At 50.4% G+C, this 21736-nt stretch carries 22 protein-coding genes; 10 read left to right on the plus strand and 12 right to left on the minus strand.

Annotated elements, in window-relative coordinates; translation table 11 throughout:
- Positions 1 to 7 precede the first annotated feature (7 nt).
- The 4 genes from ACJJIR_RS15080 to ACJJIR_RS15095 all read right to left on the minus strand — a co-directional run bounded on the left by ACJJIR_RS15080 (position 8) and on the right by ACJJIR_RS15095 (position 3006).
- Positions 8 to 442, minus strand: coding sequence for a hypothetical protein (locus ACJJIR_RS15080; protein ID WP_444905962.1), 435 nt, complete (start codon positions 440 to 442; stop codon positions 8 to 10).
- Positions 443 to 1070: 628 nt separating this feature from the next.
- Positions 1071 to 1415, minus strand: a complete 345-nt coding sequence (locus ACJJIR_RS15085) for a hypothetical protein (RefSeq protein ID WP_444905963.1) — start codon at positions 1413 to 1415, stop codon at positions 1071 to 1073.
- 530 nt (positions 1416 to 1945) lie between these two features.
- On the minus strand, positions 1946 to 2269 hold the full coding sequence (locus ACJJIR_RS15090; RefSeq protein WP_444905964.1) for a hypothetical protein: 324 nt from the start codon (positions 2267 to 2269) through the stop codon (positions 1946 to 1948).
- Positions 2270 to 2652: 383 nt separating this feature from the next.
- Positions 2653 to 3006: a hypothetical protein gene (locus ACJJIR_RS15095; RefSeq protein ID WP_444905965.1), complete on the minus strand. Its 354-nt coding sequence runs from the start codon at positions 3004 to 3006 to the stop codon at positions 2653 to 2655.
- Positions 3007 to 3868: 862 nt separating this feature from the next.
- Between ACJJIR_RS15095 and mutS the strand changes: the two genes are divergently transcribed.
- The 4 genes from mutS (at position 3869) to ACJJIR_RS15115 (ending at position 7946) form a co-directional block, all read left to right on the plus strand.
- Positions 3869 to 6520: a DNA mismatch repair protein MutS gene (gene mutS / locus ACJJIR_RS15100; RefSeq protein WP_444905966.1), complete on the plus strand. Its 2652-nt coding sequence runs from the start codon at positions 3869 to 3871 to the stop codon at positions 6518 to 6520.
- A 139-nt stretch (positions 6521 to 6659) separates the two neighbouring features.
- A complete protein-coding gene (fdxA, locus tag ACJJIR_RS15105; RefSeq protein WP_108732342.1) occupies positions 6660 to 6983 on the plus strand; it encodes a ferredoxin FdxA in 324 nt (107 codons plus the stop codon).
- 63 nt (positions 6984 to 7046) lie between these two features.
- Positions 7047 to 7742 (plus strand): polysaccharide deacetylase family protein, encoded by a 696-nt coding sequence (locus ACJJIR_RS15110; RefSeq protein WP_444905967.1) that lies wholly within the window; start codon positions 7047 to 7049, stop codon positions 7740 to 7742.
- Positions 7743 to 7787: 45 nt separating this feature from the next.
- On the plus strand, positions 7788 to 7946 hold the full coding sequence (locus ACJJIR_RS15115; RefSeq protein WP_282931841.1) for a DUF1328 domain-containing protein: 159 nt from the start codon (positions 7788 to 7790) through the stop codon (positions 7944 to 7946).
- 25 nt (positions 7947 to 7971) lie between these two features.
- On the opposite strand, the gene ACJJIR_RS15120 is transcribed toward ACJJIR_RS15115, so the two are convergent.
- On the minus strand, positions 7972 to 8514 hold the full coding sequence (locus ACJJIR_RS15120) for a carboxymuconolactone decarboxylase family protein (RefSeq protein ID WP_413664916.1): 543 nt from the start codon (positions 8512 to 8514) through the stop codon (positions 7972 to 7974).
- A gap of 82 nt (positions 8515 to 8596) precedes the next feature.
- On the opposite strand from ACJJIR_RS15120, the gene dinB reads away from it, so the two are divergent.
- The 4 genes from dinB to ACJJIR_RS15140 all read left to right on the plus strand — a co-directional run bounded on the left by dinB (position 8597) and on the right by ACJJIR_RS15140 (position 11555).
- Positions 8597 to 9673: a DNA polymerase IV gene (gene dinB, locus ACJJIR_RS15125; protein ID WP_444905968.1), complete on the plus strand. Its 1077-nt coding sequence runs from the start codon at positions 8597 to 8599 to the stop codon at positions 9671 to 9673.
- Positions 9674 to 9946: 273 nt separating this feature from the next.
- Positions 9947 to 10474, plus strand: coding sequence for an RNA polymerase sigma factor (locus ACJJIR_RS15130; protein WP_282931838.1), 528 nt, complete (start codon positions 9947 to 9949; stop codon positions 10472 to 10474).
- Between the two features lie 13 nt (positions 10475 to 10487).
- Positions 10488 to 10952 carry a hypothetical protein gene (locus tag ACJJIR_RS15135; RefSeq protein ID WP_444905969.1) on the plus strand — a complete coding sequence of 155 codons (465 nt, stop codon included), beginning with the start codon at positions 10488 to 10490 and terminating at the stop codon, positions 10950 to 10952.
- A 75-nt stretch (positions 10953 to 11027) separates the two neighbouring features.
- Complete coding sequence (locus tag ACJJIR_RS15140) at positions 11028 to 11555, plus strand: hypothetical protein (protein ID WP_444905970.1); 528 nt, start codon at positions 11028 to 11030, stop codon at positions 11553 to 11555.
- A gap of 89 nt (positions 11556 to 11644) precedes the next feature.
- Here the strand turns inward: ACJJIR_RS15140 and ACJJIR_RS15145 are convergent, their stop codons facing one another.
- The 6 genes from ACJJIR_RS15145 to ACJJIR_RS15170 are packed head-to-tail and all read right to left on the minus strand — an operon-like array spanning position 11645 to position 16699.
- Positions 11645 to 12103 carry a MaoC family dehydratase gene (locus ACJJIR_RS15145; protein ID WP_444905971.1) on the minus strand — a complete coding sequence of 153 codons (459 nt, stop codon included), beginning with the start codon at positions 12101 to 12103 and terminating at the stop codon, positions 11645 to 11647.
- A 49-nt stretch (positions 12104 to 12152) separates the two neighbouring features.
- The gene (locus ACJJIR_RS15150) at positions 12153 to 12929 is read right to left on the minus strand and encodes an SDR family NAD(P)-dependent oxidoreductase (RefSeq protein WP_413664910.1); all 777 of its coding nucleotides are present in this window, start codon (positions 12927 to 12929) and stop codon (positions 12153 to 12155) included.
- A gap of 2 nt (positions 12930 to 12931) precedes the next feature.
- A complete protein-coding gene (locus tag ACJJIR_RS15155; protein ID WP_282931833.1) occupies positions 12932 to 13708 on the minus strand; it encodes an SDR family oxidoreductase in 777 nt (258 codons plus the stop codon).
- A gap of 24 nt (positions 13709 to 13732) precedes the next feature.
- Positions 13733 to 14785 (minus strand): phosphotransferase, encoded by a 1053-nt coding sequence (locus ACJJIR_RS15160; RefSeq protein ID WP_444905972.1) that lies wholly within the window; start codon positions 14783 to 14785, stop codon positions 13733 to 13735.
- Positions 14778 to 16010 carry an acyl-CoA dehydrogenase family protein gene (locus tag ACJJIR_RS15165; protein ID WP_444905973.1) on the minus strand — a complete coding sequence of 411 codons (1233 nt, stop codon included), beginning with the start codon at positions 16008 to 16010 and terminating at the stop codon, positions 14778 to 14780. Before ACJJIR_RS15165 ends, ACJJIR_RS15160 begins: the two co-directional genes overlap by 8 nt.
- 14 nt (positions 16011 to 16024) lie before the next feature.
- Positions 16025 to 16699: a histidine phosphatase family protein gene (locus ACJJIR_RS15170; RefSeq protein ID WP_444905974.1), complete on the minus strand. Its 675-nt coding sequence runs from the start codon at positions 16697 to 16699 to the stop codon at positions 16025 to 16027.
- A 108-nt stretch (positions 16700 to 16807) separates the two neighbouring features.
- Between ACJJIR_RS15170 and ACJJIR_RS15175 the strand changes: the two genes are divergently transcribed.
- Complete coding sequence (locus ACJJIR_RS15175; protein ID WP_444905975.1) at positions 16808 to 17701, plus strand: LysR family transcriptional regulator; 894 nt, start codon at positions 16808 to 16810, stop codon at positions 17699 to 17701.
- A 225-nt stretch (positions 17702 to 17926) separates the two neighbouring features.
- Entirely contained in the window at positions 17927 to 19963 is a 2037-nt protein-coding gene (locus ACJJIR_RS15180; RefSeq protein ID WP_413664906.1) for an oxidoreductase, read from the plus strand.
- A gap of 84 nt (positions 19964 to 20047) precedes the next feature.
- On the opposite strand, the gene ACJJIR_RS15185 is transcribed toward ACJJIR_RS15180, so the two are convergent.
- Entirely contained in the window at positions 20048 to 21220 is a 1173-nt protein-coding gene (locus ACJJIR_RS15185) for an MFS transporter (RefSeq protein ID WP_444905976.1), read from the minus strand.
- Between the last annotated feature and the right edge of the window lie 516 nt (positions 21221 to 21736).

Genomic DNA, 21736 nt, shown 5'->3' on the forward strand with positions numbered 1-21736 from the left:
CAACTTGTTACGTGTTGGGCTTACCAATACCAATTGTTTCAAAGTACTTACCTTCCGGTGATTCTGTTACAGGGCGCCACAGCCATAAGCCTAAATCCGGTATTTCAAAAGTATACCCATCATCTTCGGAATGTGGCACCAAACCTGTTATTTCTTGTATTTTTTCTAGGGACTGAGGTACCGGCAAGTTAAGTACCTTAATACCCGACATTAATATTTCAAAACCACTATCCCGTGACAACTCTATGCTTTCTACTTTTGGAGATGAACCCTCATAGAATATTTGAAAGCCTGAAGAATAGAATGCATCTGTGGCATGCACAGAAGTAGGAGTTTTTATGAAGCTCTCTGGTTCTACACCCATGAATTTAATGGCTTCGGAACGGTTCATTCCCAATTTTACAGGACCAATTCCTATTTTTGGTTTCACTTCAAATTGCATGACTTTCTTCTTTAGTGCTCACGACTTAAGACACGTAACGCCGCGCACACGGGCGGCTTACTTTATGCGCGTTTTGCGCGAAAATGGGAGCGAAGCGACCAGCGCAAGACGCGCATAAAGTAAGCCGTCCCTTTGCTGCGCTTTGTTAAGCATTACTCGCCACCACTGTTGACAGTGCACTTGAAATCTCGGAGTACCTACTTCCAAGAACTAAAGCTGTAAGCAATGTCAATATCAATACAGCGCTGAAAAAACCAAATTTCAGAGCTTTTTCCCCTTTATTCATTGAACAATAAACCCAAATCAAATTGAAAATAAAAAGCCCTGTAATAAGTCCAATGGACAACCACTTCAGCACGAACGGGAGCCAAAGGTCGAAGCATGGGCCTAACTTAATGGATTCAAAAAAAGGCAAGCCGACTATTAGGAGTGCGCAAAGTCCCATGTTTCTGATGCTATCAAATAGCGTTTTTATATCATCTAGGAAAGCTTTTCTGTTCATTTGATTTTTTGAGATCACCTATTGCTTAACGACTACAACAGGGGCGGCTGGAGCGCAGCGAAGGCCGTCCCGCGAAGGGGCCGAAGGCCCGTAGCAATCTGCTTGTACTTGTTAAGCATTGCGACGCTATAAGCCAGAATAACTTTGATAAACTTCATGATCTTTGTAGTTCCCTTGCTTATTTAAGTTGATATATATTTGAATGGTACATTCATAGAATAGCCAAAGAAATATAGATTCAAATTTACAGTCAGCCTCATTTTCTCGTACTACGGCCTGGTATCTAAAAGAATACTTATCGTAAGAATACACAATATTTGCTGAGGCTAAATATTCTTCAATTGCTTGCTTACTATCGCCTTGCGATAGATTAGTAGAAATACTTTCCTGTATTTTCTCGACTGTATTGAGACTATTACCCCAAACAGGATTGCTAATCATTACTAGTGCTAAAATGGTAGCTATCTTCAATGCTCTTCCTTGAACGCTTAACGCCGCCAACAGCTGCGGCTTTGTAGTTGATTGGTATTGCGCTAGCGTAGCGGAAAGCGCATAAGCCAAGCAACGGAAAAGCCGTCAGATGCTTGGCTTTGTTATGAGTTTTTAATACCGCGTATTGTTTTAACTATATGATGTATTAACCCACCAGCTATGAACAACCATAACCCTATACCCACAAGCATGTTCATCCAATATCCACCAGGATCGTCTGCTAATGTATATTGCTCTCTCCCCCCCTTCCTATACTGCCCATCTCGCCAGAAAAGTACCCATTTGCGAGCATCACTGCGCCCAGCACTAAAACTATCAACATTAGTAATATTGCAGTAATTAACTGCAATATTTTCATTGTTTTTGGTTCTTCCACTCCGTACTACCCATTACTCATAACGCCTGCAGCACACGCGAGCGTAGCGAGTCGAGGCCGATAGGCCGGTGTGGCTGCGTTTGTTAAATTCCTGCTCATACATCAACGCATTGACCAGTGTATGTCATGAAATTCATACAAAAACAAAGAAATGCGATTTTGTATTTTTGTCTATCCTTACGGTGAAATAAGTCATGACATTTCCGCTAATAGACTTATAGTAACCGTTAGATCCATCACTCACCACTTTCGGTGTGTATGAATCCAGAACGCTATTATCTAGTCCGCCATATATTCTTCCCGTTGATCGGTTGACATGAAACTCTTTTCCAATCGCGTCTGTATAAAAATCTTGAGTTAAAGGACCCGCGTTAAAATCCTTGACGGTACACCAAAAGGAACTCCCATAGGCACTAATGCTCATGCTTATAGCAGCAAGAATAGTGATGTATTTCATTCGTGGCTTATCTCCGAGTGGAATTTAACGCCTGCAGCAACGGCCGTAATGTAGCAGCGGAGCTGCGGAATGAAGGTCCAGCCCCGAAGGGGCGCTGTTGCCTGCATTTGTTAAAGTGCTATTGCTTGAATTCACTGCCTTACCTATTTTTTAATGAAACTATATAAGAGCAAACCAGCGAAGACGCAGGGGTAAACAAAGATAAAGTAATAAATCCCTGTGAAGAAGCCAAGAAGAGGCGCTGCCCATATATCCCGACCAGTAATTGTGTCAGATAGTACTGCGTAAATTGTGGCTATGACCATTGCTAGTATGAGCAAGGCCCCACAAATAATAAACGCTCTACTCGCTGCTCTCCTGATCATAGTTGCACTTTAACGCTTTTAGCACCAGCGCCGCAGGCGTCGGGTGCCTAAACTAGTTAAATGTTGCACATATTCGCCTATTGTGATTCCGCCTGCAATACCACCAATCAGTGGCAATGCTACAAATTGCGCATGATAAAAATCCATAGATTGAACTCTTAGGCTATTTAAGGCCAAAAGCACAACAGAGATAGCAAGACCTAAAGTTAAGACAACGTACTTAGAAACCCCTAACTTCTTAGCAAGAACCAAGCCCACCATCCCTGAAAGTAGTCCTTGAGTAAAATAGCTCTTAATATTTAGGAAGATGTCCAAATAGCGCGGTAAATCGAACAGGCCTGGCGGGCGAAAGTAAAGTGACGAACACAACATTGCACTCACCATAGTGACCACTAGTACTGTGTATTTACCGATCATATTCATATGACATTTAACAGTTAATTCAAAAGCAGCGTCTATATATCACCCTTCTCTATAATTCTACTGCCCTCAATCAAAGCCCGCTTAAAAACCCAATAAAATCAAAAAAATACATTGAGTGGCACGAAACGAAACAAGTAGATATAAAGCAGCGTCTTTATAATTCCGCGCTCTCCCTGCTTTATATCATTTTTCACATCCTTTAAAAATCAATAAGTTATAGAATTTTCCCCAGAAATAGGAGCAGCGTCTTTTGAATTCTGATATACGAAGCAGGACTTAGTTATCAGTGCTGTATTTCATCAGCCTACTATGTACATATGTCCCAGCTGGAGGGATGCGCTACCGCGTAAAGAATTGGCTTGCTTAGTACTCGACCTTACTGAGTCAGGAATCTTTTTTATTGAGATCAGCAGCAGACTCATTAGAGCAAAGAAAAGTGACGGTCCTTACCCCAAAGACGAAAACGTCCCGCTTCCCTACAAGGCTCTCATAAAATCACAGGGTCGCTGCTGGCCATTTCACTTGCAGTTGATAAGCCATCCATAGTGGTTTGCCCCCCACTCTGCTATTCTGCGCCCCCTATAAAGAAGCCCTTCGAACTTTGGCCTGGACCTTTCTGTTCAGATCTTTCCCGATTGCATGCTTCAGGAACATCAGGTTTGGGCTTGCCGTTCATTATTTGATCGAACGCTTCTGCTTATTAAGCCCCCGAGGAAACCTGCCCCCTACCCCAATCTGAGCCGGCCGCCACTCCTGCGGGGCTCTTGGGGTTTGCAAACACTTTTGTAACTTACTGATTTTCTTAGAAAAAATGCCAAAAACCGCAAACAAGACCAAGGCCGCGAAACCCGAACACACCCCCATGATGCAGCAATACATGCGCATCAAGGCCCAGCATCCCCAAGAGCTGGTGTTCTACCGCATGGGGGACTTTTACGAGCTGTTCTTTGATGATGCCAAGAAGGCGGCTGAGCTGTTGGATGTCACCCTTACTGCCCGTGGTAAGTCCGGGGGGGAACCTATCCCCATGGCCGGTATTCCCTACCATGCAGCTGAGGGCTACTTGGCGCGGCTAATTAAAGCTGGTGTTTCCGTTGCCATCTGTGAACAAATCGGTGATCCCGCCACTAGCAAAGGGCCGGTTGAGCGCCAGGTAGTACGTATTGTTACTCCGGGCACGGTCACCGACGAGGCACTTCTCAACGATCGCCGCGATAACCTCCTGGCTGCTATTTCACACTTGGGCGATGTATTTGGCCTGGCACTGCTGGACCTGGCAACCGGTCGTTTTGTGGTTCAGGAAACAGATACTCTGGAAGCCCTGGCCGAGCAGGTGCAGCGCCACAATCCCGCTGAACTGCTTGCGCCGGAAGACCTTTGCCTACCGGCTGAGATCGAGCGTCGCGCGGGCGTGCGCCGCCGCGCACCTTGGGAGTTCGAGCTTGAGAGCGCTTTGCGTCTGCTCAACCAGCAATTCGGCACCATGAACCTGGAGGCCTTTGGTTGTAGCCATATGCACGGTGCTGTTATCGCTGCCGGCTGTTTGCTGCAATACGCACGGGACACCCAGCGTACCGAGCTGCCCCATATTCGCGGCCTGCTGACGGAAAGTGGTAATGAGACAGTCGCCTTGGATGGTGCCAGTCGCCGCAATCTGGAGATTGATCTGAACCTGAACGGTGGCGATGACAATACCCTATTGTCGGTCTTCGATAGCTGTAAAACCGCTATGGGTAGCCGCTTGCTGCGCCGCTGGTTTAACAACCCCTTGCGCCAGCTGACCACCTTGCGCAACCGCCAGGACGCCATCGCAGCGTTAATTGCCGATTATGGCTTTGAGCCTCTGCGTGATGCCCTCAAACCTGTAGGCGATATGGAGCGAATCCTGGGCCGTTTGGCACTGCGCTCTGCACGCCCTCGGGATTTGGCTCGCCTGGGCCAGTCCCTAGCTCAATTCCCGGAAATCCAGCAACAGTTGGCAGAATCTGACGCAACTTTATTGAGTGAGTTGTGCAGCCAGATCGGCGAGTGGCCTGAAACAGTAGAGCTTCTGCAAGATGCCATTATTGAAAACCCTCCGGTAGTAATTCGCGACGGTGGCGTTATTGCTACCGGCTACGACGAAGAACTGGACGAGCTGCGCGCTATCAGTGAAAACGCCGGCGATTACCTGGTGCAACTAGAGCAGCGGGAAAAAGAGCGCACCGGTATCCCCACCCTTAAGGTGGGTTACAACCGGGTGCACGGCTACTTTATTGAAATCAGTCGCGGGCAAAGCGATAAGGCGCCAGCTGAATATATTCGCCGCCAGACCCTGAAAAATGCAGAGCGCTTCATTACTCCCGAGCTAAAGGAGTTTGAAGACAAGGCGCTCTCCGCCAAGAGCCGCGCGCTAGCTCGTGAAAAGGCATTGTACGAAGAGCTGATCAATCAGCTGAATGAGTCCCTGGCAGAGCTCCAAGCCGCTGCTGCGGGTATCTCCGAATTAGACGTGCTGGCATGCTTGGCCGAGCGCGCTGACGATTTGCGCCTGTGCCGTCCCGAACTGGGCACTGAGCCTGGTCTGCATATTACCGGCGGGCGCCACCCGGTGGTGGAGCAGGTATTGGACGAGCCCTTTGTGGCCAACGATATTGAGTTGCACGACGACCGCCGCATGTTGGTGATTACCGGTCCAAACATGGGCGGTAAATCTACCTATATGCGCCAGACAGCATTGATTGCCCTGTTGGCCCACTGTGGCAGTTACGTACCCGCCGACAGTGCCCAGATCGGCTTGCTCGATCGTATCTTCACTCGCATCGGCAGTGCCGATGACCTGGCCGGTGGCCGCTCCACCTTTATGGTGGAAATGACCGAGACCGCCAATATCCTGCGCAATGCCACCGAGCACAGTTTGGTACTGATGGATGAGATTGGCCGCGGTACCAGCACTTACGACGGTCTGTCCCTGGCCTGGGCCTGTGCCCACTACCTGGCGGGGGAAGTGCGCGCCTTTACACTGTTCGCCACCCATTACTTTGAACTGACTGACCTGCCCAGCCAATGCTCTGAGGCCGCCAACATCCACTTGGATGCCACCGAGCACGGAGAGGGAATTGTCTTCCTGCACCGCATCCAGGAAGGGCCCGCCTCTAAAAGTTACGGGTTGCAGGTGGCCAAACTGGCCGGTATCCCCAGTGATGTATTGACCGAGGCCCGCGCGCGCTTGGCAGCATTGGAAGCCGGCGCCCAGTCGGTAGATGTGCCAGCTCCTATTGCTACGCCTGCACTGGCCCCCAAACAGGAGCCGGAAGAAGCCGCTGTGCCAATGGCCGCGGGCCCTGGTTCCCCCCAGCAGGTAGATCTGTTTGGCAGCCCGAGCCACCCGGCCGTGGATGCCCTTGAGGAGCTTGATCCGGACGATTTGACGCCACGCCAGGCACTGGAAGCGCTCTATTCTTTACGCAAGTTACTGAAGTAAAAGACCGGGCGACCCTGGTCGCCCAATTCATCCTGTTATAAACAGTGAACTAAATCGACTGAAAAGCCACTACAATTCGCGCCAGTAATTGATAAAATCCGCTGCACGAAGAATTCAGTGGCACTATCGAGGGACAAACATGACATTCGTAATTGGGGAAAACTGCATTAAGTGTAAATACACCGACTGTGTAGAGGTTTGCCCGGTAGACTGTTTTTACGAAGGCCCCAACTTCCTGGTAATTCACCCAGACGAGTGTATCGACTGCGCCCTGTGTGAGCCGGAGTGCCCCGCCAACGCGATTTTCTCTGAGGATGAGGTTCCGGACGATCAGCAGGAATTTATCGAGTTGAACGCAGAACTCGCCGAGGTATGGCCCAATATTACTGAGAAGAAAGACCCATTACCGGATGCCGAGGAGTGGGACGGCAAGAAGGGCAAGCTGGACCAGCTGGAGCGCTAAACAAGTTCAAAGAAAAAAAGCCGTCATTGACGGCTTTTTTTCTATCTGTGGAAACCCCAAAAAATGAAAATAATAATTAATGCTATTTGCATTTGGCTTTTTGTATTTTCAACCTGTGCCCAGGCAATTACCGGCAAGGATAAATGGGTAGCGCTTATTTTTGATGAGGGACCCTCCCCCGACAAAACCGAGCCACTGTTAAAGCGGCTCGAATCTTTGGAAGTGACCGCCACTTTTTTCCCTACAGGGCAGGAAATGGAAAGGTACCCGGAGCAGACCCAGGCAATCATTCAGGCTGGCCATCAGTTAGGCAACCATGGTTACTCACACACAAACCTTTCCCAGATGCCTTTGAGCAGTGCCAAGGAAGAGATTAAAAAAACCTGTCGGCTACTACAAAGTAATGGCTATACCAGCAAGCCCATGTTTCTCCCTCCTCACGGAAAGATGTCTGACGAGCTGGGCACGCTTTTAAGCGATCACCAGTTCAAGATTGCTCACTGGGATATCGATCCTACTGAGCAACTGGAAGCAGGCGGCGCTCAAGTCGCAGCTGACTATATATCCCAGAGGGCAAAAGACGGAAGTGTAGTTCTGCTGCATCCCATGTATGGTCAGCACCATCAGGTAATGGAGGCCCTGCCCCTCATTACTGCGCAACTCAGGCAAAAGGGCTTCCAGTTTGCCACACTGGAGCAACTAACCCTGATGAAAGCAGGCGACCATTTGGAACCTGTGGAGCGGGACTCTATCAATTAGCGGAACGGGAGCCCAAGGCTCCCTCCACTCTATTGGGAGCCTCTTATGTTGCGCTGGGCTGTCACCTTCCTGGTTATTGCGCTGATCGCCGCCTTCTTTGGCTTTAGTGGCATCGCTTCGACCGCAACTGAAATAGCCAAGATTCTTTTCTTTATTTTCCTTGTGATGTTTGTGCTGGCACTAATTTTCGGCAGACCCAAGTAGAACAGCCGCCCAAGGGCGCCTGTTATTACTTCTTGTGAGGCACTCGGGTCGGCGCCAGGCTGAGCACTTCAGCAATGTGATTGGCCCCCAGTACCATCTCCATTACCCCCAACGCCTCAAGAATCTCATCATCACCGGCACCGAGCTTTCGCGCAGCGGCGATCAGGTGCTCGCGATGGTCATCAGGGGCGCTGTTGGCATTGCGCGCCAAGTCAAACAGGGCGTGCTCTTTTTCAGAAAAGTGCACATGCTTGGGGTCAGTGCGAATCCGCATCACTTCATCGGTTTCCACCCCAAGCATTTGCAGAGACATACTGTGATGGTAAATGCCATAGTCACAGTGGTTATCGGCTGAGACTGCCAGGCCAATGGCTTCTTTCAGCTGCGCCGACAAACAGCCGTGAATCATCACCGTCTTAAACTTGTACCAGTTTGCCTCAAGCAATCCGGGGTGTTGGGCGTAGACACGGAACAGACTGGGGATTCCCCCCAGCTCGTCATCAATCTCAGCAAAAACCCGGGCTACATCATCGGAAGCTGGGTGCTCGACCAACGGAATACTGCTCATTATTCACCTACCTGTCATCGCCGGGTGTCCGAGTGGCATAAATTACTTTCTGGCACGACATAACACTGTATATAATCACAGCATGAGAAAGATTATCCACTGTGATTGTGACTGCTTCTACGCTTCGGTCGAAATGCGTGACGATCCCAATCTCCGTGGACGCCCTTTGGCCGTTGGAGGCAGTAGCGACCGGCGCGGAGTGATCTCTACCTGCAACTATGAAGCCCGCAGCTATGGGGTTCGCTCCGCGATGCCTACCGCCCAGGCCAAGAAACTGTGCCCTGATTTGATTGTAGTACCCGGCAACATGGCTAAGTACCGGGAGGTCAGCGGGCAGATACGGGAGATATTTCTCGACTACTGCGATGATATTGAGCCCCTATCCCTGGACGAAGCCTTCCTGGATGTCACCGACAGTGGCCGCTGCCACGGCAGCGCTACCCTAATCGCTGAGGAGATCCGGCAACGGGTGCGCGGCACACTGGGTATCACAATTTCTGCCGGGGTGGCCCCGAATAAATTCCTGGCCAAAATTGCCAGTGATTGGCAGAAGCCTGACGGATTGACAGTCATTACGCCGAGCGAGGTCGATCAATTTGTTTTGCGCCTGCCTATCAACAAAATACACGGCGTGGGACGGGTAACCGCAGAGAAAATGCATCGACAAGGCATTCGCACTTGCGCGGATTTACGCAATTTTTCACAAGTTGAACTGAGTAAGAAGTTTGGCAAATTTGGCCGCCGCCTTTACGACCTTTGCCGTGGTGTTGACGATCGCCCGGTAAGCGGCGATGGCTCCCGCAAGAGTGTTAGTGTCGAGCGCACCTTTCGCGAAGACTTATCCAGTTTTGACGAATGGCTGGAACAGCTGACAGAGCTGTATATGCGTCTGCTGGAGCGCCTGGAAAAACTCGGCGATCGTTACGAAGTAAATGGCGCCACCGTTAAAGTAAAGTACGCAGATTTTACTACCAGCACCCACGAGCGCAGCAGCCGTGCCGGGCGTATTTCTGAATTCCGCCAGCTACTGAAGGAGTGTCGAGAAAAACGCCCTGCTCCCATCCGCCTTCTTGGGGTAGGCTTGCGACTCACAGACCTCCGGGCGGGTCAAGGCCCTGTTCAATTGCCACTACCCTTGCCGGAGCAAGCCTCTTTTTGACGTTTGATTGCTTAATTAGGCGCATCATCACTTATTGATAAATCTGGCGTTGGCCCTTACCCGAGCAACCACCTCTCAAACCAGAGGCAACTATACTTCGCAAGCCCGAAGATTCGTATCTGTCGTACCGTGACATCGGCTGAAATTATAAGTACTGGCCAGAGAATAATTTCGACGCAGAACCATACTACAATCTTCTTTATTGACGCCGCATAAACCAATACTCGGCCAGTGGTTCGAGGCGGGATAATTTGCGTACGGAGGCTCAAGACATTGTCTCTCAAAGAGTTACGCCAGCTATCTGACGAGGCGCTATTCCAATACTACAAGGAGTCGCGCAAACCTGCTGTGTTCCGTCAACTCTACGGCCGCCATAAAGATTCCCTGTATCGCTACTGTATGCAAATGGCGCCATCTTCAACCACTTTACTCTTGCAAAAACTCTGGCGTGGTCTTTTGGAAAATCCGCCAGAACTGCACGGGCGCCTGCTTAAAAGTTGGCTTTACATCCAAGTCAATAAATTGCTCAAGCTTGAGGAATTTTCCAGCTCGAAGAAATCCGCGCATGAATCTCCCCAGCAGAATAGAATTCTCGCAGCGATTCAAAATTTACCTTCTCAATTGCGCAATGTTTTATTACTGCATATGGAATGCAAGCTGCCACTGGCAACCGTGGCCGATATCGAGCAGCTCTCTCTCAATAAATGCCGCACCCTATATCATCGCGCCCGCACCGCACTGGACGAAGCGATATATGGTTCGGAGAGAAGACCTTGGCAAGTAGAAGTTATCGAAGAGTAATCGAGTTAATGCTATGAGCAATTGGGAAAATCAATACTTTAAAGAAGCCGAGACGTTGACTTCCCCGCAGCAGCTGGATGACGATCTATATAAAACAGCCCAAACCTATAAGCCGAAAGTAAACGTCAATCATCTACTCTCTCGTGCAACAGTAAGTTGTAGCTTGGTAACCGCCTTGCTATTGCTTCTTCATCCAGCCCAACACCTGGGTGCCTTCACTCACAAGGCAAATTCCACCGAGCAGCATTTGTACGAGCCGGCGTTAAGGGATTGGAAAGAAACTGTGATGGCAGTTACCCCAGCGCCAGATCCCTGGCTCGCACTACGCAATCAGGTAAATAGTGGCGAGTATGTTGCCTTGTGCCACTATTGGCGGGCAGAACAGCAGGATGGAAGTGAAGAATCCCTACCCGATGAATTACGTAAAAGTGCTAAGCGTCACTGCCGGATTTTATCGAGCACGGCTTCAAGGAGCTAGAAACAACTGATATCAAGTTCAAGCGGCCAATTCGAATTCTCACTCCCTATACAGTCTCAACTTAGCCACTACACTGTGGTGGGCATCTACGGTGCCGGTGGTCCTTCTGCCGGAGAAAATCCGGTACTAAAGTCGGTAATCAACCAACTTCAAGGGCGGATATTTTCCCACACACGAAAGCTAACTATTTACCGTCACCTTAAAAATGGGATTTCGCGCAAAAAAGCAGCGATATTGTTTGGCTACAGCAGAGGGGGAAATGCTGCAATAAAAATCGCCAATGCACTTGGCCGGCAAGGCATCTCTATACAATGCCTGGTGATATTTGATGCCCACAGCATCAATGACAAAAGAAAATTCAAACTCAAATATGACAATATCAAAAGGGCTTACAACTTCTATCAAAGAAACCCCAGAACCGCCGGAAAATATGGCTGGTGGGGTATAAACCCCTACTGGGGATGCACCCTATTCTCACCATTTATCGAAGTCCAACAATTTGACTTTACTGGCGAGTACTACAAAAAAGGTATTCCCGCTTCTCACTTGAATATTGTTCGCATGGGTCTCAACACCCTTAAACAAGAAGAAGCATTTATGTAAACTCGCCTTATATAACTCTCAAACAGATCGAAACCACCACTTTCCACCACGACTTAAAAAAATGGTGGTCCGGCCTTATACTGACCCCACTAGGTAATCTGTAGAAAAATCCACTCTGCAACTAAAGCTGGCTTCGCCTCACCCTCTATTTCCATTGTTACCATCAGCTTAATTTGATACTGGGACTCTTTTTTCTCCGTAATATCCAGTATTTTCCCGGAGACGCGCACCCGGCTACCGGTCTTTACCGGGTTGATAAAACGGACTTTATCCAAACCATAATTCACCCCCATATAAGCACCTGCAACCGTTATCTGTAGAGCCCCTACAAAATAAGGCAGCAGTGACAATGAGAGAAAACCATGGGCAACCGTTCCCCCAAAAGGCGTTTTGGCGGCGGCCTCTGGGTCTACATGAATAAACTGTCGATCCAAGGTGCACTCTGCAAAGCTATCAACTCTCTGCTGGTCAATTTCAAACCAGTCTGTGGGCTCTGTTTCAAAGCCAATGTAATAGCCGAGGCTATCAGGTGAAATTTCTACAGGCATCGAAGGCTCCTTTTCGATTCTCTATTCGCTTTCTCAGCGACTCCCAACCTCAATAGGCCGAGAGGCCGCCATCTACTGCCAGTGCCTGCCCGGTAATGTAAGTCATTTTTGGGGAAACCAGCATCAACATGGCCGCTACGACTTCTTCCGGCTTGCCCAGGCGTTTCATCGGGCATCCCTCAGCGAGAAACGCTTGAACTTGTTCAGGGCTGGCATCTTCAGTTGCAATATCGGTAACCATCGGGGTCAGACAATAGAAGGGGCAAATCGCGTTTACACGGATACCGTACTTGGCGTTTTCCATCGCTGCCGTTTTGGTCAGGCCGATCACACCATGTTTTGCCGCTGCGTAAGAGGCTATCTTGGGAGCACCTCCCAGCCCCGCCATAGAGGAAACATTCAGTACAGCTCCACTGGTCATCTTCAATAGGGGCAACTGGTGTTTAAGCCCCAGGAAAACCCCCTTAAGGTTAACGTTGTACTGAAGGTCCATCATGGCCTCATCTGTCTGCTTGAGAGACATCATCGGAGGCGCGATTCCGGCATTGTTAACAGCGATATCCAGCTGTCCAAATTCTGATTGGGCCAGTTGCGCCAGAGCAGCGCAATCAGACTCTTGGGAAACATCACAGCGCTGGGCGCGCACAGCGATATTTTGGCTTCCCAGCTTGTCCGCCAACTGCATCAAGGCCTCTTCATTGATATCTCCCAATACCAAACGAGCACCCCGAGAACCAAGTTCCTCTGCTAGTAATTTTCCAAATCCACTGGCAGCGCCGGTAATCAATGCGACTTTATCGCTAAAATCGAGAATTGGATCATGCATGGTTAAATCCCCCCACACGAAGTCAAACCACCATCTACAACGACACACTCTCCAGTCGTGTAACTGGAAGCATCGGAGACCAAATACAAAACGGTGCCCGCCATCTCTTCCGGCTCCGCATGACGGTGCATGGGAATATGGCCAACCGCAGTTTTATAAATATCCTCGTGGGAAAACAATGCCCCGGCGAATTTGGTTTTTGTAAGCCCTGGTAGTAGAGCATTCACCCGGATATTAAATTGCGCACACTCCTTGGCAAACGCTTTGGTCATATTGACCACCGCCGCCTTGGTAATTGAGTAAATACCCTGCCCAACACCCGGCTGCAAGGCATTCACTGAGGCGGTATTTACAATAACGCCACCACCCTGCTCTCGCATCAACTTGCCGGCTTCTACCGACATAAAGAAATAACCGCGTATATTGACCTCTACCGTCTTTTCGAAGGCCGCTAGATCAGTATCAAGAATATGGCCAAAATAGGGATTAGTCGCCGCATTGTTGACCAAAATATCCAAGCGACCAAATCGCTCGCGAATATCGCCAATAACCTGCTGGATATTATCCATATTGCCGATATGACAGGGGATTGCATCGGCACAGCCACCGGCATCCACAATTGCATCGGCTACGGCCTGACACCCTTCAATTTTTCTGCTGGAAACCAAAACATGGGCACCCTGCTCAGCCAAAAGTTTTGCGATGGCCTCACCAATACCCCGACTGGCACCCGTCACCAGGGCAATTTTTCCCGAGAGATCAAAAATATTCTTTGCCATTTCTTATCCTTATAATTTCACAAGTTAACCGTTAGCAGCGATATCCAATGCAGCTTGTGCGAGGGGTTCTACCAGGGCTCCCAGTTTTGCCGCATTTTTATTGGAGGCATTGCCGTCTTTTGCACGCTTCACCACCCCCTGAACAATCGCTACCAGGCGAAAGAAGCTAAAAGCCAGATAAAACGGCCAATTATCAATCCCATCAATACCCATTCGCTGGCAGTATTTGGCCACATACTCTTTTTCGGAGGGGATACCCAAGGCCTTTATATCCAAGCCTAATAGGCCGGACATTTTGTCTTTGCCAGCGGGCATTCGCATTTGCATACACTGGTAAGCGAGGTCGGCATAGGGATGTCCCAGTGTGGAAAGTTCCCAATCCAAAAGCGCTATGACCTTGGGCTCCTGAGGATGGAAAATCATATTGTCGAGCCGGTAATCACCGTGCACCAATGCGATACGCCCATCATCATCCGGTAAAACGTCACCCAACCAGGCCATCAACTCATCCATTGCGGCAATGGGCTCCAGCTCAGAGGCTCGATATTGAGTGCTCCAGCGGTCCAACTGCCGCTGGAAGTAATTACCTGGTCGGCCGTAATCCGAAAGGCCTACGGCATTAATATCCAAACTGTGCATGGCCGCCAGTACACGATTCATTTCATCGTACATAGCGCTACGCTGCTCGGCGTCAACTTCCGGCAGTGCCGCATTCCAGAATATCCGACCCTCACAATATTCCATTAAATAAAACATAGAACCGATTAGGTCCCGGTCCTCACAGAGGTGCAATACCCTGGGCACCGGCACATTAGTATCGGCGAGTGCCGACATTACCCGGTACTCCCGATCTACGGCATGGGCAGATTTCAATAACTTGCCCGGAGGCTGGCGTCGCAAAACATATGATCGCGCCGGGGTCTGCAACTTGAAAGTGGGGTTAGACTGGCCACCGGGAAATTTGGTGACCGTTACAGGCCCATTGAAACCGTCGACTTTGCCGGACAAATATTCTTGCAGTCGCTCAACAGGCAGCTCTTCCACAGAGCTGCGCAAATTCTTTACCGTCTCAGTCACTGAGTCCTCCATGATTTTCTGCGGCGGCATAGTGAGCTGCCAGGTTTCTGCCCAACTGCATCATATGAACTTGATCGGGACCATCCGCCAGACGGATGGTCCGAGCATAGGCATAGTGATGGGCGAGACTGTAATCCTGCCCCAATCCCGCGGCGCCGTGAATCTGTATGGCGCGATCTATCACCTTACAAGCCATCTGTGGCGCAACAATTTTTATCATTGCGATTAAATCTTTGGCCGCCTTATTGCCAAGTCGATCCATTTGCGCAGCGGCCTTCAGAGTCAGCAGGCGTGCCTGCTCGATTTCGCAGGCGGATTTGGCAATATCTTCCCGTACCGATCCCTGCTTGCTCATCGGGCGACCAAAAACAATGCGCTGCTCCGCGCGTGCCGACATCATCTCCAGCGCTCTTTGAGCCTGGCCAATTAAGCGCATACAGTGGTGTATCCTGCCCGGCCCCAAGCGTCCCTGTGCAATTTCAAAACCGCGCCCCTCTCCAAGAATTAAATGGCTGGCAGGCACCCGGACATTTTCAAAAATCACCTCTGCATGCCCTTCCGGTGCATCGTCATAACCGAATACCGTCATCGGGCGAACTATTTTGACTCCAGGCGTATCGGTGGGTACCAGGATTTGCGACTGCTGCTGGTGACGATTGGGATTTTCCGGGTCGGTCTTACCCATCACGATCATCACTTTACAGCGTTTATTCATCAGGCCACTGATATAAAACTTGTGGCCGTTAATAACGTAACTGTCGCCATCGCGGGTAATCGACGTTTCAATATTAGTGGCATCGGAGGAGGCAACCCGGGGTTCGGTCATAGCAAAGGCAGAGCGAATTTTTCCATCCAAAAGCGGGGTTAACCATTGTTCCCGCTGGGCCTCAGAACCGTACTGAGCCAAAACTTCCATATTGCCGGTATCCGGGGCATTACAATTAAATACCTCCGATGCGAAAAGCACTTTCCCCATTTCCTCAGCCAGGGGCGCATACTCCAGGTTATTGAGCCCGGCACCGTAACGGGGATCCGGCAAGAACAGATTCCAGAGTTCCGCTTCCCGGGCTTTAATCTTTAATTCTGCCAAAATCGCCGGCTCTCCCCAGCGATCCTCCTGCAACTGCTGCATAAATATCGCTTCGGCGGGATAGATATACTCCTGCATAAAATTTTGCAGGCGTTCCAGCAGTCCTTTTACCTTGTCTGAGTATTCAAATTCCATCGCTACCTGCCCAATCAACTGTAAGTGATATGTTCGTGACGCCCATCCCGATCCAGGTGCGGCACATGATTGAAACTGTGCAGACTGATATTTTCTGCACTGAAAAATAAACGGCTAACGGCTGTGTTTTGGATTTGCATATTGAGATTGGCGACGGTGGAAATTGAGCCGCCCAATATTTGCGTCAACATCATGGCAATGGCACCGCCCGAACTAACAACCAGGGTTCGGCTGCCTTTGGGGCTATCGCAAATGTTTTTAAGCGCATCTGCGATTCTGGCTTCAAAATGCGACCAGGTTTCCGGTGGACTGATCTCACCGGCAGCCCAAGCCAGCATCCCCTTCTTCAGGAATCGATAAAAATCGGCGCGACTGGCACCTGCTCCCGGTGCCCGATCCGGGTATAGCTCACTGTAATGCTTGGCAACCGCTAGAAAATCAAATTCATTAAGCTGGGGGAGTACACTGCGAGTATTTTCACTGGGGAGTTCCAACCCCTCGCAAATACCGTCCAAAGTTTGCCGATGCCGAGTTAGGTTGCCGCACAGCAGCCGGTCGAAACGAATACCCTTATCCCGCCAGTATTCACCCAACCAGCGCGACTGTTGCCAGCCAGTATCGGAGAGATTGTCATAGTCATCGGCCCCAAATGAAGCCTGTCCGTGACGTACCAGAATAAATTCAGCCACCTATTTCCCTCCCCTTTTGATCTCCCCAACCCTATCCCCAGCATTTGAATCATCAAAGTTTATTATGCGAATATTGAATCATTCATGAGAGTGATGACGGTGGCAGCAATGCAATTACAGCGAATCGACATGAACCTCTTTCCCGTGCTGGAGGCGATATACGCAACCCGAAACCTGACTCGTGCCGCTGAGCAACTGCACATCACCCAGCCGGCTGTCAGTAATGCTCTGGCACGACTTCGCCGTACGTTAGACGACCCACTATTCACTCGCAGTCCCACCGGTATGGCACCGACGCCACTGACTGAAAGTATTATGCCGAAGGTCCAGGAAGCTCTTTCTCTACTGGGGGCAAGCCTTAGCGAGCAGCGTCACTTTGTGCCACAGGAAGCCAGAAAAACCTTGCGCCTCTCCATGAACGATATGGCGGAGACTTTCCTTTTACCCAGGCTGCTGGAAGTGCTGGAGCAGGAGGCCCCAGGTATTACTGTCGAGTCTTTCCAGGTCCCAAGGGAGCAGCTGGTCAAGGAACTGGCCGCCAACACGCTGGACTTTGCCCTGGATGTTCCCGTACCCACTTCCCCACAGATAAAACAACAGCGACTGATGAACGATCGCTACCTGTGTATGTTGCGCCACGATCACCCCTTGGCGGATTCCGCCAGCCTTACCCTGGAACAGTACCTGAAGCTGGAACATATCCATGTCTCCAGCCGTCGCAGTGGTCCTGGCCTGGAAGATATTGCCCTGAACAAGTTAGGGCGCCGTCGCAATGTGAAATTGAGGGTCCAGCACTACCGGGTCGCACCGTTAGTGGTATTGAGAACCGACCTGGCACTGACAGTCCCCGCCAGCCTGGCGCGACAGTACTCAGCCCGATTGTTTGAGCTTCCGTTTCAAATACCGCAAATGGACTGGCACCTGCTGTGGCATAAAAATCAACACGACGACCCAGCCAATCAATGGCTGCGAAACAAGTTGGTAAGCTTGGTAGAGGAGTAAATGAGCCTCTGTATACGTCGAGACAGGGAACCCTTAAAAAACACTTTATTTATAGATGAGAATGGGACGCATCAAGGTTAGATAGGGCCCGTAATTGATCACTGAATTCGACCGGTTAAGTCACTGTTTCACAGTGGGCCGTCTTGTTATCCTGCTGGGCAACGATATGCACCTTTTTGCATATACATAAATGAACCCTAAAGGTTACAAGAAGAGAAATTTGCCATGTCCCAAGCCTACCCTAATATGCTTGCCCCCCTGGACCTGGGCTTCACCACCCTGAAAAACCGGGTGCTGATGGGCTCCATGCACACCAACCTGGAAGAACACCCCAATGGCTTCACCCGTTTGGCGGCCTTTTTTGCCGAACGTGCCCGCGGTGGCGTTGGCCTGATTGTAACCGGTGGTATTGCCCCGAACGAAGAGAGTGGCGTATTCCAGGGCGCTTCGAAGATGACCACTTCGGAAGAAGCCCAGCAGCACCGCGAAGTCACCGATGCTGTTCACGCTGAGGGCGGCAAGATCTGTATGCAGATCCTGCACACCGGCCGCTACGCCTACAACGAAAACCTGATCGCACCCTCTCCCATCCAGGCGCCGATCAACCCCTTCACCCCGCGCGAATTGACCAGCGAGGAAATCGAAGGCCAGATCGATGACTATGTACGCTGCGCCACCCTGGCTCGCGAAGCCGGCTATGACGGTGTGGAGATCATGGGCTCCGAGGGTTACTTTATTAACCAGTTCATCGTGAAACGCACCAACAAGCGTACCGATGAATGGGGCGGCTCCTTCGAAAACCGTATCCGCCTGCCGATCGAAGTTGTGCGCCGCGTACGGGAAGCCGTCGGCGAGAACTTTATTATTATTTACCGCCTGTCCATGTTGGACCTGGTAGAAGATGGCAGTGACTTCGATGAAGTAGTGGCTCTGGGCCAGGCTATCGAAAAAGCTGGCGCCACAATTATCAATACCGGCATCGGCTGGCACGAAGCGCGAGTTCCCACTATTGCCACCAGTGTTCCCCGCGCGGCATTTACCGATATCACCGCCAAGGTGAAAAAGCACCTGTCTATCCCGGTAGTCGCCAGCAACCGTATCAATGTGCCGGAAGTCGCCGAAGAAGTTCTGTCCTCCGGCCAGGCTGACATGATCTCCATGGCACGCCCCTTCCTGGCAGACTCTGAGTTCGTCAACAAAGCCGCCGAAGGCCGCGCCGACGAGATCAACACTTGCATTGGCTGTAACCAAGCGTGTCTGGACCACACCTTCCAGCTGAAACTGACTTCCTGCCTGGTAAACCCCCGCGCTTGTCACGAAACCGAATTGAACTACCTGCCTACCGACAACGTGAAAAAGGTAGCTGTAATCGGCGCCGGCCCTGCGGGCATGGCCGCATCTACCGTTGCCGCAGAGCGTGGACACGAAGTAACCCTGTTCGAAGGCAGCGATAAGATTGGTGGCCAGTTCAATATCGCCAAGCAGATCCCCGGCAAGGCAGAATTTCAGGAAACCCTGCGCTACTTTAAGCGCCGCCTGGAAGTCACCGGTGTTGAAGTAAAACTTAATACCATTGCCACAGCGGAAGACCTGCAATCTTTTGATGAAGTGATTATTGCTACCGGTATCGAGCCGCGCACTCCACCGATCCCCGGCATTGAGAGCGATAAAGTCCTGGGTTACCTGGATGTACTGAAGCACAAGAAGCCGGTTGGCGAGAAGGTTGCCATTATCGGTGCCGGCGGTATCGGCTTTGATGTAGCGGAGTACCTGACCCACGATGGCCCCCACTCCACTGAAGATGAAGTGGTCGCCAGCGATAAGGAAGAATTCTTCAACGAATGGGGTGTCGATATTGCCCTGGAGAATCGCTCCGGCCTGAAGCCACGCGAAGCAGTAAGCTCTCCGCGCCAAGTATACCTATTGCAACGCAAAACCACCAAAGTGGGCGCGGGCCTGGGTAAAACCACCGGCTGGATTCATCGCGGCAGCTTGCAGCATCGCAAGGTAGAGATGATTGCTGGTGCCCTTTACGACAAAATTGACGATAAAGGCCTGCATATCCGCGTTGGCGAAGAGGAAAAGGTACTGGAAGTCGACAATATTATTGTCTGCGCCGGTCAGGAGCCTGCACGCAAGCTATACGAAGCTCTGCAAGAGCGCGGCGTAACCACCCACCTGATTGGTGGCGCTGATGAAGCCGCAGAACTCGATGCCAAGCGCGCTATCGACCAAGGCTCTCGTCTCGCTGCCGAGATCTAATCTCCCGGCGATCACAATATAAAATACCCCCGCCAATTCGAATTGGCGGGGGTATTTTTTTGCCCTTAAATTCTGTGTCCCGTGCTAGGAGACATTGGCGACTCGATCCGCGACAACCGTTCCCTCAGGCTCAGGCCACTCAGGGCGAGACAGATACTCGGTAAGGCGATAGAGCACGAACACAACTCCACATAACGCCACTAACAAGCCGTATAAGGCCGGGCCACTCCACCATTGAATAATCACTCCACCAATTAATGGCGCCATCGACCAGCCAATGGCATAAAAGGAAGAGGCCCCAAAATAGGTACCGCGTAAATGGGATGGTGCCAGCCGGTCAATTTGAATGCTCATGGTTGGAAACAAAATTGCCTCAGCCAGACTCAAAATAAAAGTCGCTCCGAGCCAACCCCAAAACCAATCTACCGGATTTAGGGCATACCAAATCTGGGAGATCGACAAAATACCCAACCCAATCACAATACGGGTGTTAATGGCCAGCGGCCCCATTAACTTCATAATGGGAAACTGCAGTAATACTATCGTCGACGCATTAACAAAGATCATGCTGGATATCAGCTCTACCAATCCCGGCGCTTCAGCGCGGGTGAGGTATTGCACCAAGCTTGAATCCATATGCGCATAGATAAACAGCGTTAAAATATTCGCAATAATCACCACCAGAAATACCTGATCACGGCTCAATACCGAGAGCGTATTTCCCAGAGATACGCCCGCATCCCTTTGCTTACTCGCTAAACGTCCACTCTCGGTTCTGGCAAAACCCCAAACAAAGGCGAGGGCTAAGAGTAAGTAGCTGAGAGAGGTGAGCCCAAAAGTGGATTGCTGCGCACTCAAACCAGCCCAGACACCCACAATCGGCCCCAGCGCGGCCCCCACATTAATCAGGAAGTAGCGGAATTGCAGCGCCAATTCACGGCTGGCTTGATCGTCAATTAAGTCGCCTATCAGCGCACTCGCTGGCGGCTCCCACACCGCGCGACCAATAGCACACAGGGTCATCGCACAGATAAATCCTACCAAGGTTTGCGTCACAGCCAACAAGGCAAAGGAAAAAATACTCACAATACAGCCAAGCAATAGCATATTGCGACGCCCATAGCGATCCGATAGCGCACCGGTAAAGAAGCCCAATACAGCAGCACCAACGGCAGATGCACTCAAGATCAAACCAATTTCAGCCGCACCGAGGTGAAACTTTTCAAACAGAAGGATGGCCAGGAAAGGCCAGACCATAAAATAAGTTCCACGGCTAAAAAAACTGCCAATTAAAATAATCCAAACTAACGGAGGGAAGCTCCTCAAGCTTCTCCACCACTTCCCATTCATGGTTACTACTCCAATAGATTCACTGCCAACAATTCGATAGAGGCACCTGTCCTGTATGGTTTAAGTTGGCTGGTTCCAGATAAAAGAATGGCGCCAAGGCCACTCGGCGAGTGCCCGCAAGACATTGGTACAAATACAAACCCGGAAGGTTCTTTCACTATTCGGCCAAGGTGCCCATCTTTCAGAGGAGGGCAAGCAGCCTACCTCTGAAAATTAAGAAGCAGACAAAGAAGAGTTTCAGTAAGCAAGATGAATTTGAGACAAACAACCTATATTTACCGACAAAAAAACCCGAGATGATAAGATCCCGGGTTTCCTTCTTGGCAGAAAATGCTCCTGCCCTGCGGCTAAACCTTGGTATTAACCCAAACTGTTAATTACAGGTTAATAGAGAATAATCTGAGTGAGTTGCACAACAATCAT

It is taken from the genome of Microbulbifer maximicatervae (SeqCode) (assembly GCF_052467385.1).